Below are 15,798 nucleotides of genomic sequence, written 5' to 3'. Positions count from 1 at the left end.
AAACACCTCGTGCATGAGGGCGACTTCCCGCTGAACACCTGGCTTCATATCGTGATGTAGCGGTTTTTGATGGTGCGGATTGCTTCGATCCCGCGAGGGGTTGCCGACACGATGTATGGCAGGAAAGGTCCGTATGCCTCCTCACGAAATCCGAAAACAGCGAACGATAGCTCCGAACCCAAAGTGCATGATGCTTCGGAGTGCTAGAACGACCAATGTGCATCCTGCAATGCAGACGCCCCGACTATGGCGACATGAATCGCCGGCGAGCTTCGACAGCGATGTTATAACGCTGCTGTAAGTCAGCGATTAAAGCCATTGCCACACGCTTGGCTTCGGGGTTTTCTGCGCCTCTGTAATTCTTCTTTGCGGCGTCCAGCAGTTTCTTGATCTCGAACTCCTCAGGCAATGTCCCCGCCTCGGCCATGATGCGGACAGCAACGGCAGTCGCCATATCAGTATACGCCTCGCCTGATCGGTCGGGAAGCGGCTTGCCTTCACCCTCCAGCCCCCGCAGTTTTCCCTCGGCGAGAGCTTTCTGGATTTGACATTCGACGAGGCGATCAAGTGGTTGTGCCATAAGTGGATTGGTAGCACTGACGGCGTTGCGTCTCCATAAGCAAGCAACTTCGAATGGGAAACTTGGTGATAGGATGCTGATAAAGCGGCCAGAGGAGCAGTCGCCGCGATTTCGCGCCGCAGTGTAGCAGTTCAAGAATTCAAAATACGGCGCCCTGAACGAACGGCGGCTTTCGGGAAGCTGGTGATTGAACCCTGGAAGATGTAGAGTGCCCGCATTGGGCCGTCCTTGTTTTACCGAGCGACCTAGATTGGGGAGATGCGGCGCTGCTTTTGGTGTCGGGTAGCGGCCAATATGGCAAATACCGTAACCTTACCGGTTCATTTCAAAAAAATGGCGCTGTCTCACGCAGATTTGTTTTGTGCCTTCTTGCCCGTCTTGGTTGGCCTTTCACCATGTTGTCCGGGAGTGTTGTTGAGCGCTTGATGCAAAGCTGGTTTCTTTATGGGGTTTGCACCCGGGCGCTTTACCCTAGGCTTTTTGGATTTCGGCATGTGGTACCTTTCCCTATTTCACGCAGACATAGAAGGTTTGAAGCTGGATTGATACCGCCCTATTTGAGCTCGGGCTCGACGACAGCTTGTCCCTAAATACTTCACTGTACTTGAAGGTCTGCTTCGCGGGAATTGAATTGTTGATTTCGAGCGACTTCGAAGGTCCGCTTAGGGCCGCCCTCATCTAGTTCAGGGATGACTGTCGACCGGCTGCTGCACTGGATTCAAAGTCGCCTCCGAGTCCAATCTACATCAATTCGGCTCCGCAGCGAATGTCTGCTCCCAGTGGACGGGGCAGGATGGCAGTTGTATCATACAACCATGACTCAGATACTTCCTACTTCCCGTATCGACAAGATTCGCAGCGCGGCGCGGCACATCGTGCGCGAACTTGGCTTCATGCAGAAGGGGTTGGCAGGGACGGAGCTTTCACCTTCGGCCGTGCATACCATTATTGAGGTTGACCACGGCACAGTAACCAACGCAAGCAACCTCGGCGCACTGCTGCATCTGGAGAAATCCAGTGTCAGCCGTCTTGTTCAGAAGCTACAGAAAGATGGTCTTATCGAAGTAGGTCCAGATCCGGGCGACAAACGGTCACGGATTCTCGCACTTACGATGAAGGGGAAATGCCTTCTGAGCGACGTTGAAGGTTTCGCTCGGCGACAACTTTGCTCTGCGCTGGACGGGCTTTCATCGAAGGATGTCGCCCGGATTGAAACGGGTCTTGCCCTGTTCGCAAAGGCCCTGAGCGCGGAAGACCGGTCGAACTTGGACGCTGTGACAGATATCGAGGTGCATCAGGGCTACCGTCCAGGCGTCATCGCTTCTGTGGCACACTTACATGCGTCTTTCTATTCGAAGAACTTCGGGTTTGGTGCTGTCTTCGAGCAGAAAGTTGCAACGGAGATGTCGGAGTTTATGGCGCGGATCGACAATCCATCAAACGCGACGTTTTCCGCCTATTTGGATGACGAGCTGCTTGGTTCGGTGTCACTGGACGGTGAAGACCTCGGAGAAGGCGTCTGTCACTTGCGATGGTTCATCGTTGGCCCCGAGGCGCAGGGCATGGGGATCGGAAATATTCTACTGGAGCGGGCCACGTCCTTCGTAGACCAGAATTGCTTTGACCGTACGCGGCTCTGGACGTTCAAAGGGTTGGATGCTGCGCGCCACCTTTATGAAAAGCATGGCTTCGCGCTTGCCCATGAGATACCCGGCACGCAATGGGGCACAGAAGTTATCGAACAAGAGTTCGAACGAAAGCGGACGTAACTGACCAAGTCTGCAACGTCGGCGTTGCCCGCGACCTGTGAGTTCGAGTGCAAGTCCTTGCTGCAGCCAGCATGAACGACCGGTCTGACCGCTGCATGACAGCGCAGAAATCTGCGGCCTTATGTATCAGACGCACCAATGCCTAATCACCGATCACACCATTGGTGCGTCTGATACATAAGGCCGTAAATGTCTGTTGTTATAATAAATACCTATGCGGTATCCCAAAGCGGATTCTGCACTCCTAGCATACTTATCTTGTTGTGCCGAGCGCGCGGCCTGTATCAGTCGCGCGCTCGGTTTGGGTAATACGATCAGGCCAGATCGAAGCGGTCGGCGTTCATCACCTTGGTCCAGGCGGCGATGAAATCAGCGACGAAAGCGCTGGAACGGTCGTTCTGAGCATATGCCTCGGCCAGGGCGCGCAGTTGCGAGTTCGACCCGAAGACCAGATCGGCACGGGTGCCGGTCCATTTTACCTCGCCGGTAGCGCGGTCGCGGCCCTCGAACGTGTCTTCGTCCGCCGAACTGGCGTTCCAGTCGGTGCCCATGTCGAGCAGGTTGACGAAGAAATCGTTGCTGAGCGTGCCGGGCGTGTCGGTGAAGACACCGTGGGTCGATCCGCCAGTATTTGCTCCCAGCACCCGCAGGCCACCCACAAGCACTGTCATTTCAGGCGCGGTGAGCGTCAGCAATTGGGCGCGATCCACCAGCAGCGTTTCTGCTGGGACGCTGAATTTGGTTTTCTGGTAGTTGCGGAAGCCATCGGCAACCGGTTCGAGCACAGCAAAGCTGTCGACGTCGGTCTGCTCTGCCGAGGCGTCCATGCGGCCGGGCGTGAAGGGCACGTTTGCACCGCCAGCCGCCTGTTCGACCGCGGCACAGCCGCCCAGCACGATCAGGTCGGCGAGCGAGACCTTTTTGCCGCCCGACTGGAAATCGGCCCGAATGCCCTCAAGCACACCCAGCACCTTGGCCAGTTGCGCAGGATCGTTAGCCTCCCAGTCCTTTTGCGGGGCCAGACGGATGCGGGCGCCATTGGCACCGCCGCGCTTGTCCGAGCCGCGGAAGGTCGAGGCCGAGGCCCAGGCAGTGGCAACTAGTTCGGAAACCGTAAGGCCGGATGCCAGGATTTTGGCCTTGAGATCGGCAATGTCGGCATCGTTGATCAGTTCGTGATCCACTGCCGGGATCGGATCTTGCCAGATCAGTTCTTCGCTGGGCACTTCGCCGCCCAGATAGAGCGATGTCGGCCCCATGTCACGGTGGGTCAGCTTGAACCAAGCGCGCGCGAAGGCATCGGCAAATTCCTCTGGGTTTTCGTGGAAGCGCTTGGAGATCGGGCCATAGATCGGGTCCATGCGCATCGCCATATCGGCAGTGGTCATGAAGATCGGTACTTTCTTGGATGGATCTTCTGGATCGGGCGCCATGTCCTCTTCCTTCAGGTCTTTCGGAATCCATTGGTTCGCGCCAGCCGGACTTTTGGTGAGTTCCCATTCATAGCCGAAGAGCACGTCGAAATAGCCATTGTCCCATTGTGTCGGGTTCGACGTCCATGCGCCTTCGAGCCCCGAGGTAATGGCATCGCGGCCCTTGCCGCTGCCATGGGTACTTAGCCATCCAAGACCCATTGCTTCAAGCGGTGCAGCTTCAGGTTCGGGGCCAACATGCGCCGCATCGCCCGCGCCATGCATCTTGCCGAAGGTGTGGCCACCGGCCGTCAGAGCGACGGTTTCCTCGTCATTCATCGCCATCCGGGCAAAGGTTTCACGGATATCACGGCCTGAGGCGACCGGGTCGGGGTTGCCGTTTGGTCCTTCGGGATTGACGTATATCAGGCCCATCTGCACGGCGGCAAGCGGGTCTTCGAGATCGCGATCACCGGAATAGCGTTTGTCACCCAGCCATTCGTCCTCGGACCCCCAATAGATGTCTTCTTCGGGCGCCCAGATGTCCTCGCGACCACCGGCGAAACCAAAGGTTTTGAAACCCATCGATTCAAGCGCGCAATTGCCGGTCAGGATGAAGAGGTCGGCCCAGGAGATCTTGTTGCCGTATTTCTGTTTGATCGGCCAAAGCAGGCGGCGCGCCTTGTCCAGATTGCCGTTATCAGGCCAGCTGTTCAGCGGCGCAAAGCGCTGGTTGCCTGTTGAACCACCCCCACGGCCATCGGCGGTGCGGTAGGTTCCCGCAGCGTGCCACGCCATGCGGATAAAGAGCCCGCCGTAATGGCCATAATCCGCCGGCCACCAATCCTGAGAATCGGTCATCAGCGCGTAAAGGTCGTTCTTCAGTGCTTTCAGGTCGAGCTTTTTGAACTCTTCCGCATAGTTGAAATCTGCACCCATCGGATCGCTGGCGGGCTGATTCTGGTGCAGAATTTTCAGGTTCAGCTGGTTTGGCCACCAGTCACTGTTCGATCGAACCCCAAGATTTGCGTGCATAACCGGGCATTTGCCGGCGCCTACATCATTTCCGTCCATGTTATCTCTCCGATGTTGGTTACGTCTGTGCTGTCCGGGAAGACCGGGCTGCGGCGTTTTTAGAAAAAGGGGGGCGGAAGTTTTCGTTGGTGGCGGGCGCAACAACGTTGCCTCCAAAATGTCAGTCCTCCCAGCCCTAATACGCCTTCTCTAGCATTGATATCGGATAGTTTTAAGTTGCATTTTCTGATCTTATCCATAATATTTTCTAATGAAAAACCTTACAATTCGACAGCTCAGATATTTCGAAGCCCTTGCCAGCCATTGTCATTTTGGACGTGCCGCCGAGATGTGTGCGGTTACGCAGCCCGCATTGTCGGTTCAGATCAAGGAACTGGAAGAGGGGTTGGGTACAAAACTTTTTGAACGTGGTACGCGGCAGGTGCGTCTGACCGGCTTTGGCGAGGAATTTGCTACGCGGGTGCGCGATATTCTGAGTCGTGTGGACGAATTGAGTGATCTCGCGCGGGCCTCGACCGAAAAGATGGTGGGGCGGTTGCGGTTGGGGGTGATCCCGACCATCGCGCCTTATCTTCTGCCCCGGATCATTGCCAATCTGGCCCAAACCCATGATGGCCTGGATGTCCATATTCGTGAGACGCTTACCCCCCGGCTGGTGCAGGAACTTATCGACGGTCGGTTGGATGCGGCCATCGTTGCGCTGCCGGTGTCGGAACCCAGCTTTACCGAGGTGGGGCTTTTTACCGAAAACATGGTTCTGGTCCGCGCCGGGGACGAGGCTGAAAAACCCATGCCCAGTAAGGAGGATCTGCGCGAGATGCGGCTTTTGCTATTGGAAGAGGGCCATTGCTTTCGGGATCAGGCGCTGTCGTTTTGCAATATCCCGTCGTCTCTGCCGCAGGAGGGGCTGGATGGCAGCTCCCTGTCGACGCTGGTGCAGATGGTGGGGGCGGGTATCGGTGTCACGCTGATCCCCGAAATGGCCGTACCGGTCGAAACCCGATCAGCCGCGGTTTGTGTCGGGCACTTCAGGAATCCGCAACCCACGCGTACCGTTGGTATGGTCTGGCGCAAGACCAGCCCGCTGACGGATCATCTGACACAAATCTCGGACGTTGTACGGCAATCCGCGGACGAAATTCGCGGACACTGAAACCGCTGAAACCGGGTTCGCAGCACGGTCTCGAATGCATTTCCGCAATTCAGAGATTTTCAGGCGACCCTTAGCCGAGCTTTCAGGGCACCCTCCGCCCAGTCAAGCACGTCCGCTTCAGTTGCAGGCACAGGCTCTGCCAGACCACCGGCAAACGCCTCGAATGCAGGCTTGTTTACGCCGTTCAACCCTACCAGAACGGGAATGCCATCCGAGGCCGCTCGTGCGATGACATCACGAAGTCCACCGCCCTCCGCTTCTTGTTTGCCAAATTTATTGACGATCAGCAGTTGCGCCCCTTTACCCAATTCCGCTTCGACAAGGCCGACCGCCATTTCAAGCGCGGCGGAATCCAGTCGGCACCCGCATGAATTCTTGCCGAGCGATTGCGAGATGCGGATCACCGGGCCATCTGGAAGCACCTGGACATCCATATCGCATCGCCCGGTCTTGGGGTTGTCGGAGTTGATCTGCGTCGTGCCGCAGGTTCTTACACCGCTTTGCCGCAGACGCGTTGCGGCTTTGGTCAACACCAGATCGGTATCGCCGGGTCCGGATGTCATAGTATAAGCAATTACCATCGTTCGACTTTCTTCAATTCCCGGGCGCGCGCATCATTGGGGCTTCAGATCGGCCCCCGAGATTTCAGCTGCGGCAATCAACCGATCAACGAAATCCCGCGAGGCGCGAACCCAGTTGGATTTTTCGATCGCGCTGGCGATCTTTTGCCGGACTGCAGCATAGGGCAAGCGCTGACCCACTGCCACGGCATCGAGCCGGATGATGTGATAGCCGTGGCGCGACAGGACCGGCTCGGGCGTGATCTGACCTTCTTCCAGCGGGCGCAAGGCTGCCTCGAATTCGGGCACGGTGTCGCCGGGGCCAAGCTGGCCGAGAGCGCCGCTGGAGGCTTTCGAGCCGCAATCGCTTTCACGCGCGGCCAGTGCGGCAAAATCGGTCGGCGACCGGGTTGCCAGTTCGGTCAAGTATGTCGCCCGGGCAAGCGCCTTTTCGCGCGCGCTCTTGTCACGGGGGTCGCAGGCGCAAAGGATATGCGACACTTCCCACAAGGGCGGAGAGCGAAAACGGTCCGGGTTCTTCTCCCACTCGGTGCGCAGTTCGCTCTCGTTCGGCGGGGTGGTCTCGACAGCGGCTTCCAGCAATTGCCGGATCAGCGCTTCTTCCTCGGTTTCGAACTTGCCGGGGCCAACCTCTTGCGGGTCGGCCTTTAGCTGCCGCTGACGTGCCTCCTGCAACAGGAGCGCGCGCATTGCCAATGCATTCGCCGCTGCGCGCCAAGCGATGCCGGGCTTACCCCGGGGCGCAGAATGGTTCTGCGCCTCGGCGGCGATGGTGCTGTGCGGGATCAACTCGCCATTGACGATAAGATCTGGAAAAAGCGCATTTGCCATGCCAGTTACTCCGCCGGTTTCGTGGCCGGTTGCGCTGTCGGTCGAGCCGATGGCCGGGGCGCAACATCCCCGTTGCGGGCGGGCAGGGGGCTGGCGCGGCGCGATCGCACCACCTGATAGCCCGGCCGCGTCAGATAGCGCAGCGGGACCGAGAGCATGTGCACCAGCCGGGTGAACGGAAACAGCAGGAAGATGGTCAGCCCCAGGAACAGGTGCAGTTTGAAGATCCAGGCGACGTCCTCGATATAGCTGGCGGCCTGCCCGTCGAAGATGAAGATGCCAAGCGCCCATGACATGAACTTGGTCATCTCATGCCCGTCCAGATGCTGTAGCGAGACTACGATTGTCCCAAGCCCCAGCACCAGCTGCGCCAGCAGCAGCGCGAGAATGCCGATATCGGCAAAGCTGGAGGTTTTGCGAATACGCGGATCGGTCCAACGGCGGTGAAACAACATGCCGCCGCCGATCAGTGCCATGATCCCGGCGATGCCGCCGGCAACAACCGCAAGCGTTTGCTTGAACCCGTGGCTGATGCCGAACGCATCGAATATCTGTATCGGGGTGAGTAGACCCACGAGGTGGCCAAGAAAGATCACCAGAACGCCGACGTGAAACAGCACCGATCCAATGACCAGCTGTTTGCGGCGTAAAAGCTGGCTGGACGAGGTTTTCCAGGTGAACGGGTCGCGTTCATAGCGCGCGATGGTGCCGATGATCATGACCGACAGGGCGATATAGGGGTATATTCCAAAGACGAAATTGTGCATCTGAGCCTCCGCTACTCAGCCGCAGGCCGGGCAACCGGCGCGGGGGTGATTGGGGTATCCATGCGCGCCAGCATGTCGCGCACTTGGGGGCAGCCGGCATTCGGGTCGGGGCCGAAAAGTACTTCGCTTTCCTCCCAGACCTCGTCCAGCGCCTCGAGGTCTTCCGGGTCGTGCTCGGGCTGCTCCAGCAGTTCGGCGACGGCCTCCTTGTCGGCCTTGGCACCAGAGAGCTGCAAAAGAGCGGCGAACACGGCGCCATAGGGGCTTTCGCGCCGGTCGAGTCGGGTGTTCAGCGCCTCAAGAATATGGGCCGCATCCGCCAAAGTGTCCTGCACCTCCGCGACGGGACGTGTGGACAGGAATTCCAGCAGCACTGGCAGGTGATCGGGCAGTTCCGAGGTGGCGGGTTCAAACCCACCCGTTCGGTAGGTTTCAAGCAGCGATACCATCGCGCCGCCCCGGTCGCGGCTTTCGCCGTGGACATGCTCGAAGAGGTTGAGCGACAGCGTGCGCGAGCGGTCAAAGAGCATCACGAACTGCTCTTCCAGCTCATAGATGTCCCGGCTGCGCAGGTCGTCGACCAGCGGGCGCAGGGCCCGCCGGGCCGCCGCGGTCAGCCGCGTGTCCGACGCCAGCACCGCGCCGATCTCGGGCATTGCGGCCTGCAGTTCGCGCGTTGGGTAGCTGAGGATCAGCGACAGAGCTTTGAGTGAGCGGTCCATTACATCACCTCCGTGGGCATTTTCAGGGGCTTCTTTCTGCCGCCGAACAGCGAGCCTTCGCTGATTCCGGTCGAGCAGCCATTGCCGTCGGTAAAGCCGCAGCCGCCGCGCAGATCGAACGCCTCTTCGACATGTTCGCGGTGCGTGGTCGGGATCACGAAACGATCCTCAAAATCCGCGAGCGCCATGATCTTGTACATGTCCTCGATCACCCGGCCCGAAAGGCCGACGCGCGCGGCTATCGCCTCGTCCACCACGCCGTCGATGGTTTTCGACCGCATGTAGGACCGCATCGCCAGCATCCGTTCCAGTGCGTGGACGATCGGTTCTTCGTCACCGGCGGTCAGCATGTTGGCAAGGTAGCGGACCGGGATACGCAGGTTGCGCACGTCCGGCATCGCGCCGTCCATGCCGATTGCCCCGGCCTCTGCCGCGTTCTGAATCGGGGAAAGCGGCGGAATGTACCAGACCATCGGCAGGGTGCGGTATTCCGGGTGCAGGGGGAAGGCCACTTTCCACTCCATCGCCATCTTCCAGATCGGGCTTTCCTGCGCGCCCTTGATCCAGTCCTCGGGGATGCCGTCCGCCCGGGCAGTTTCAATCACAACCGGGTCGAAGGGATCGAGGAAGACATCGAGCTGCGCGTCATAGAGATCGGCCTTCTGCTCGGCATTGGCCGCTTCTTCGATCTTATCGGCGTCATAGAGCATCACACCTAAGTAACGGATGCGCCCCACACAGGTTTCCGAACAGACCGTCGGATTGCCGGATTCGATGCGCGGATAGCAAAGAGTGCATTTCTCGGACTTGCCGGTCGACCAGTTGTAATAGACCTTCTTGTACGGGCAGCCCGAAACGCACATCCGCCAGCCCCGGCATTTTTCCTGATCAATGAGCACGATGCCGTCTTCTTCGCGCTTGTAGATCGCGCCCGAGGGGCACGACGCGGCGCAAGCCGGGTTCAGGCAGTGCTCGCAGAGCCGCGGCAGATACATCATGAAAGTGTTCTCGTATTCGCCGTAGATTTCCTTTTGCACGCCTTCGAAATTGTAATCCTGTGAGCGTTTGGAAAATTCACCGCCGAGGATTTCCTCCCAGTTCGGTCCCTTTTCGATCTTCTCGATCCGCTCGCCGGTGATCTTGGAATAGGGCCGCGCCGTGGGGAACGCCTCCATCTCCGGGGCGGATTTCAGGTGGTCATGGTCGAAATCGAAGGGTTCGTAATAGTCGTCGATTTCGGGCAGGTCGCGGTTTGCGAAGATATTCGCCAGAATGCGCCATTTTGATCCCTGCTTTGGTTGAAGCTTGCCGGATTTTGTCCGTTCCCAGCCACCATTCCAGCGTTCCTGGTTTTCCCAGTCGGTGGGATAGCCGGTGCCGGGCTTGGTTTCGACATTGTTGAACCAGGCGTATTCGACACCTTCGCGGCTGGTCCAGACGTTCTTGCAGGTGACGGAACAGGTGTGGCACCCAATGCATTTATCCAGGTTCAACACCATTCCGATTTGCGCACGTACTCTCATTCTGCGGCCTCCTTTGCGGTCGCTTCCCAGGTCTTTTCGGCATCAAGCCAGTCGACCTTTTTCATTTTCCTGACGACGACGAATTCATCCCGGTTGCAGCCCACGGTTCCGTAGTAGTTGAAGCCATAGCTCTGCTGGGCGTAGCCGCCGATCATATGGGTGGGTTTCAGCACCGCGCGGGTGACCGAGTTGTGAATGCCACCCCGGTGCCCGGTTTTTTCAGACCCCGGCGTGTTCACGATCTTTTCCTGCGCGTGATACATGAAGGTGGTGCCGTCCTTGATCCGCTGCGACACCACCGCACGCGCGGTCAGCGCGCCGTTGGTGTTGTAAAGCTCGACCCAGTCATTGTCGGTAATCCCGGCAGATTTCGCGTCATTTTCGGAAATCCAGATCACCGGGCCACCGCGATTGAGCGTCAGCATCAGGAGGTTGTCGGAATAGGTCGAGTGGATGCCCCATTTCTGGTGCGGGGTGATGAAGTTGAGCACCAGATTGTCGCCGTCATCCTGCACGTCCTTGGTAATGGTCTTCAGGTCCACCGGCGGGCGGTAGGACATGAAACCTTCGCCAAAGGCGCGCATCCAGAGGTGATCCTGATAGAGCTGCTGCCGCCCGGTCAGGGTGCGCCATGGGATCAGTTCGTGCACGTTGGTATAGCCCGCATTGTAGCAGACATGCTCGCTTTCCAGACCCGACCATGTGGGGGACGAGATGATTTTGCGCGGTTGCGCGGCGATATCGCGGAACCGGATTTTCTCGTCCTCTTTCGGCAGCGCCAGATGGGTATGCCCGCGCCCGGTGGCCTGTCCAAGCGCCTCCCACGCTTTGACGGCAACCTCCCCATTGGTTTCGGGCGCGAGCATCAGGATAACCTCGGTCGCGTCGATATCCGTCACGATTTTCGGGCATCCTTTGGCGGGGCCGTCCTGCCATTCGCCGTTGAGGTCGCGCAGGTGCTGGACCTCATGCTCTGTGTTCCAGCTGATGCCTTTGCCGCCGTTGCCGAGTTTGTCCATCAGCGGGCCAAGGGCGACGAACCGGTCATAAAGCGCGGGGTAGTCGCGTTCGACCGGAATGTAGCTGGGCGCGGTCTTGCCCAGGATCAGGTCGCATTCGCCCTTCTTCCAGTCACGCACCTGATCCTGTGCCACCTCGCCGGGCGTGTCGTGCAGGATGGGCAGGGCGACGATGTCGGTCTCCTTGCCCAGTATTTCCGGCGCGACCTCTTGGAATTTCTTCGCGATCGCCTTGAAGATTTCCCAATCCGACTTCGACTCGTAGGCCGGATCCACAGCCGCCTGAAGCGGGTGGATGAACGGGTGCATGTCCGAGGTGTTGAGGTCGTTTTTCTCGTACCAACTGGCCGTGGGCAGCACGATATCGGAATATACCGCCGTGGTGCTCATCCGGAAGTCGATGGTCACCAGCAGGTCGAGCTTGCCGCGCGGGGCGTCCTCGTGCCAGACCGCCTCTTTCGGCATCGCGCCGCCTTCCTCGCCCAGATCCTTGCCCAACACGCCATGATCGGTGCCCAGCAGGTGTTTGAGGAAATATTCGTGACCTTTACCGGAAGAGCCCAGCAGGTTCGAGCGCCAGACAAAGAGGTTGCGCGGCCAGTTTTCCGGCGCGTCCGGGTCTTCGCAGGACATCTGCAGATCACCGGATTTCAATCGCTCGGCGACATAGGTCGGGATTTCCTTGCCCGCCTCCTTCGCCGCTTTTGCAACCTCAAGCGGGTTGGTCTTGAGCTGCGGTGCCGAGGGCAGCCAGCCCATGCGTTCCGCGCGGATGTTGTAATCGATGATCGAGGCGTCCCAGTCGCCCTCTGGCGCGGTGGGCGACAGGATCTCGTCCGATCTCAGCGTCTCGTAACGCCATTGATCGGTATGGGCGTACCAGGCAGAGGTCGAGTTCATGTGCCGCGGCGGGCGCGCCCAGTCGAGCGCGAAGGCCAGCGGTTGCCAGCCGGTCTGCGGGCGCAGTTTCTCTTGCCCCACGTAATGCGCCCAACCCCCACCGGACTGACCGACGCAGCCGCACATCACCAGCATGTTGATGACGCCGCGGTAATTCATGTCCATGTGATACCAGTGGTTCATCGCGGCCCCGATGATCACCATGGATTTGCCTTCGCTCTTTTCGGCGTTCTGGGCGAATTCGCGGGCGACATGGATGATCTTGTCGGCTTTGACGCCGGTGATTTTCTCGGCCCAAGCAGGGGTGCCGGGCATGTCGGAGCTATAATCACTGGTCACCCAGTCACCGCCAAGACCCCGGTCAAGGCCATAATTGGCGCAGAAGAGGTCGAACACTGTGGCAACCAGCGCTTCACCCTCGGCGGTCTTGATTTTTTTGACCGGGATGTTGCGGGTCAGAACCTCGGGGTGTTTGGCGTCGGTGGCAAAATGCTCTGTCGCGGCACCGCCGAAATAGGGGAAGTCGACGCCGACGACATCGTCGTGATCCTCTTCGAGAATGAGCGACATCTTGAGGCTGGTTTCCGCGTCACAGGCGCGTTCTTCGAGGTTCCATTCGCCGTTTTCGCCCCAGCGGTAACCGATCGATCCGTTCGGCGCGACCAGCCCTTTCGAAGTCTCGTCAAAGGCCACGGTTTTCCATTCGGGATTGTTGGCCTCGCCCAGCTTGTCAGCCAGATCGTCGGCACGCAGGAAGCGGCCGGGCACGAAACTGTCGCCCTTCTTCTCTAGATGCACCAGCATCGGGAAGTCCGAGTATTTGCGGCAATACTCCTCGAAATATTCCGCCTGACGATCCAGATGGAACTCGCGCAGGATCACGTGGCCAAACGCCATCGCCAGTGCCGCGTCGGTGCCCTGTTTGACGTTCAGCCAGACATCGCCGAATTTCGCGGCCTCGGAATAATCCGGGCAGATCACGGCGGATTTGGTGCCGCGATAGCGGGCCTCGGTATAGAAATGTGCGTCAGGCGTGCGGGTCTGCGGCACGTTTGACCCCCAGAGCAACAGGTAGCCGGCATTGTACCAATCGGCACTTTCGGGCACGTCGGTCTGTTCACCCCAGGTCATCGGGCTGGCGGGAGGCAGGTCGCAATACCAGTCGTAGAAGGACATGCAGACCCCACCCAGAAGGCTCAGATACCGCGAACCCGCCGCGTAGGAGACCATCGACATCGCCGGGATCGGCGAGAAGCCGAATACACGGTCGGGGCCGTACGTTTTTGCTGTGTAAGCATTGGCCGCTGCGGTGATCTCGGTTGCCTCATCCCAGCTTGCCCGCACGAAACCGCCCTTGCCGCGGGTCTCGACGTAAGAGGCGCGCAGTATCGGGTCGTTTTGCAGCTTGGTCCAGGCCTCGATCGGGCTCAGGGTCTCGCGCATCTTGCGCCAGACCTTCATCAAACGACCCCGCACCAGCGGGTTCTTCACCCGGTTCGCGGAATAGAGATACCAGCTATAGCTCGCCCCCCGGGCACAGCCGCGTGGTTCGTGGTTGGGCAGATCCGGCCGGGTGCGGGGGTAATCCGTCTGCTGGGTTTCCCAGGTGACGATCCCGGATTTCACGTAGATTTTCCACGAACACGACCCGGTGCAATTCACGCCGTGGGTTGAGCGGACAATCTTGTCGTGCCGCCAGCGATTTCTGTAGGTGTCCTCCCAATCGCGGTTTTCGCGGGTGACCTGACCGTGGCCATTGGCGAACTGCTCCAGTTCCTTGGACTGGAAGAAGTTCAGGCGGTCGAGCAGATGGCTCATTTGGCATTCTCCTTTGAGTATCGGTGCATTGTCCGGACGTTCATGTCCGGGCAGCGGCGTGTCGGATGATCAGGGGTTTTTCACGTAGGCGCCGGGGCGCAGGTAGAACCACCAGTTGATCAGGATGCAGACCCCGTAAAACACCGCGAACCCATAAAGCGCATATTCCGGCGTAGCGGCCTTGATCTGCTCGCCAAAGACCTTGGGGATGATGAAGGCACCATAGGCGGCCACAGCTGAAGTCCAGCCCAGTACCGGCCCAGCCTGTTCCTTATCGAACACCACGGCGATGGTGCGGAACGTTGATCCGTTGCCAATGCCGGTGGCGGCAAAGAGGATCAGGAACAGGATCATGAAGGGCAGGAAGTAATCTTCGGGCGTGGCAGAGACATAGGCCTGTTTCAGGAAATAAGCGACGCCCAGAGCCGAGGCGACCATGATGATCGAAATCCACTGGGTAACTCGCGCGCCGCCCAGCTTGTCCGCGATCATGCCACCCACGGGACGGATTAACGCGCCGATGAAGGGCCCCATCCAGGCGTACATCAGCGCGGACGGACCGTTGGGATTGGCCAGATCGTGACTCATCACGCCGTCAACTTCGATATGCTGGAAGCCAAAGACCACCTTGATCGCTAGCGCAAAGGTCGCCGCATAGCCAATGAACGACCCGAAAGTCATGGTGTAGATCACCGTCATCGCCCAGGTATGGCGGTTGCCGAAGATACGGTATTGCCGCGTCAGGTTTTGCCCTACCTGACCGGGGATCAGCTTTAGTAGCCCGACGGTCAGCGCGATCACAATCGGTAGCACGAGCCATTTGGAGACGTCATAGCCCGATCCGCCTACATTCTCTGGCAGCATCAGCCACAGGCCCACGGCGGCACAAACCAAACCAACGATCAGCATGAAGGTGATGATCCCGAAAGCGCCAATTGGGCTGGGAATGTCGGGGCTGACATGCTCATCGCGGATATTGTTCATGCCGAACCATCCGGCAAAAGCCAGTGGAATAAGGATCAGCAGCCAGACATAGCCCGCATTGTGGATATAGGTGGGTGTCCCGGCCGGGATCTTGCCGATCAGCGTTCCCGAGGTGTTTTCGAGGATCATAGGCTCCCCGCCGAAAAGACCGAAAGTCATCACCAGCGGGATGACGATCTGCATGGTGGTCACCCCGAAATTTCCCAGACCGGCATTCATGCCCAAGGCGTAGCCCTGAATCTTCTTGGGGAAGAAGAAGCTGATATTGGACATCGAACTGGCAAAGTTGCCGCCGCCTATACCGCTGAGAAAGGCGAGTATCTGGAACTTCCACAAAGGCGTGTTGGGGTCCTGCAAATAGTATCCTGTGCCAATGGCAGGGATCATCAACAACGCGGTCGTGAAGAAGATCGTGTTGCGCCCGCCTGCGATGCGAATGAAGAACGTAGACGGGATACGCAGGGTCGCGCCGGTCAGGCCGGCGATTGCCGCAAGGGTGAACAACTGCGACTTCTCAAATGCAAAACCAAGGTTCAGCATCTGAACGGTAATGATGCCCCAGTAAAGCCATACGGCAAAGCCGCAAAGCAGGCTGGGAATGGATATCCAGAGGTTGCGGTTGGCAACGCCTTTGCCGGTGCTGACCCAGAAGGCCTCGTTATCCGGCGCGTAGTTTCTAAGATCTTGTCCCACGGGGATGTCTC

11 protein-coding genes are annotated in these 15,798 nt (G+C 58.8%); 2 read left to right on the top strand and 9 right to left on the bottom strand.

Features of this window, described 5'->3' with window-relative positions:
• Positions 1–244: 244 nt before the first annotated feature.
• The gene (locus LC334_RS15960; protein ID WP_085801430.1) at positions 245–580 is read right to left on the bottom strand and encodes a DnaJ family domain-containing protein; all 336 of its coding nucleotides are present in this window, start codon (positions 578–580) and stop codon (positions 245–247) included.
• Between the two features lie 815 nt (positions 581–1,395).
• Here LC334_RS15960 and LC334_RS15955 point away from each other — a divergent pair.
• Entirely contained in the window at positions 1,396–2,349 is a 954-nt protein-coding gene (locus LC334_RS15955) for a helix-turn-helix domain-containing GNAT family N-acetyltransferase (RefSeq protein WP_223413034.1), read from the top strand.
• 314 nt (positions 2,350–2,663) lie between these two features.
• Here the strand turns inward: LC334_RS15955 and katG are convergent, their stop codons facing one another.
• Complete coding sequence (katG, locus tag LC334_RS15950) at positions 2,664–4,835, bottom strand: catalase/peroxidase HPI (protein ID WP_085801429.1); 2,172 nt, start codon at positions 4,833–4,835, stop codon at positions 2,664–2,666.
• A gap of 211 nt (positions 4,836–5,046) precedes the next feature.
• On the opposite strand from katG, the gene LC334_RS15945 reads away from it, so the two are divergent.
• Positions 5,047–5,949: a LysR substrate-binding domain-containing protein gene (locus LC334_RS15945; RefSeq protein ID WP_085801428.1), complete on the top strand. Its 903-nt coding sequence runs from the start codon at positions 5,047–5,049 to the stop codon at positions 5,947–5,949.
• Positions 5,950–6,008: 59 nt separating this feature from the next.
• Here the strand turns inward: LC334_RS15945 and LC334_RS15940 are convergent, their stop codons facing one another.
• From LC334_RS15940 to LC334_RS15910, 7 genes are all read right to left on the bottom strand, one after another.
• On the bottom strand, positions 6,009–6,512 hold the full coding sequence (locus tag LC334_RS15940) for a DUF2478 domain-containing protein (RefSeq protein WP_223413033.1): 504 nt from the start codon (positions 6,510–6,512) through the stop codon (positions 6,009–6,011).
• Positions 6,513–6,563: 51 nt separating this feature from the next.
• Positions 6,564–7,361: a peptidylprolyl isomerase gene (locus tag LC334_RS15935; RefSeq protein ID WP_085801426.1), complete on the bottom strand. Its 798-nt coding sequence runs from the start codon at positions 7,359–7,361 to the stop codon at positions 6,564–6,566.
• Positions 7,362–7,366: 5 nt separating this feature from the next.
• Entirely contained in the window at positions 7,367–8,128 is a 762-nt protein-coding gene (gene narI / locus LC334_RS15930) for a respiratory nitrate reductase subunit gamma (RefSeq protein ID WP_085801425.1), read from the bottom strand.
• A gap of 11 nt (positions 8,129–8,139) precedes the next feature.
• Positions 8,140–8,850 carry a nitrate reductase molybdenum cofactor assembly chaperone gene (narJ, locus tag LC334_RS15925; RefSeq protein WP_085801424.1) on the bottom strand — a complete coding sequence of 237 codons (711 nt, stop codon included), beginning with the start codon at positions 8,848–8,850 and terminating at the stop codon, positions 8,140–8,142.
• Positions 8,850–10,373, bottom strand: coding sequence for a nitrate reductase subunit beta (gene narH / locus LC334_RS15920; protein WP_085801423.1), 1,524 nt, complete (start codon positions 10,371–10,373; stop codon positions 8,850–8,852). Before narH ends, narJ begins: the two co-directional genes overlap by 1 nt.
• Positions 10,370–14,110 carry a nitrate reductase subunit alpha gene (locus LC334_RS15915; protein ID WP_085801422.1) on the bottom strand — a complete coding sequence of 1,247 codons (3,741 nt, stop codon included), beginning with the start codon at positions 14,108–14,110 and terminating at the stop codon, positions 10,370–10,372. The genes narH and LC334_RS15915 overlap by 4 nt, the downstream gene beginning before the upstream one ends.
• Positions 14,111–14,179: 69 nt before the next feature.
• Positions 14,180–15,787 carry an MFS transporter gene (locus tag LC334_RS15910; RefSeq protein WP_085801421.1) on the bottom strand — a complete coding sequence of 536 codons (1,608 nt, stop codon included), beginning with the start codon at positions 15,785–15,787 and terminating at the stop codon, positions 14,180–14,182.
• Positions 15,788–15,798: the final 11 nt, after the last annotated feature.

Origin of the sequence: Roseovarius aestuarii (assembly GCF_019966515.1) — a bacterium.
Classification (GTDB): Bacteria; Pseudomonadota; Alphaproteobacteria; order Rhodobacterales; family Rhodobacteraceae; genus Roseovarius; species Roseovarius aestuarii.
This window is presented reverse-complemented; position numbering and strand designations above follow the sequence as displayed.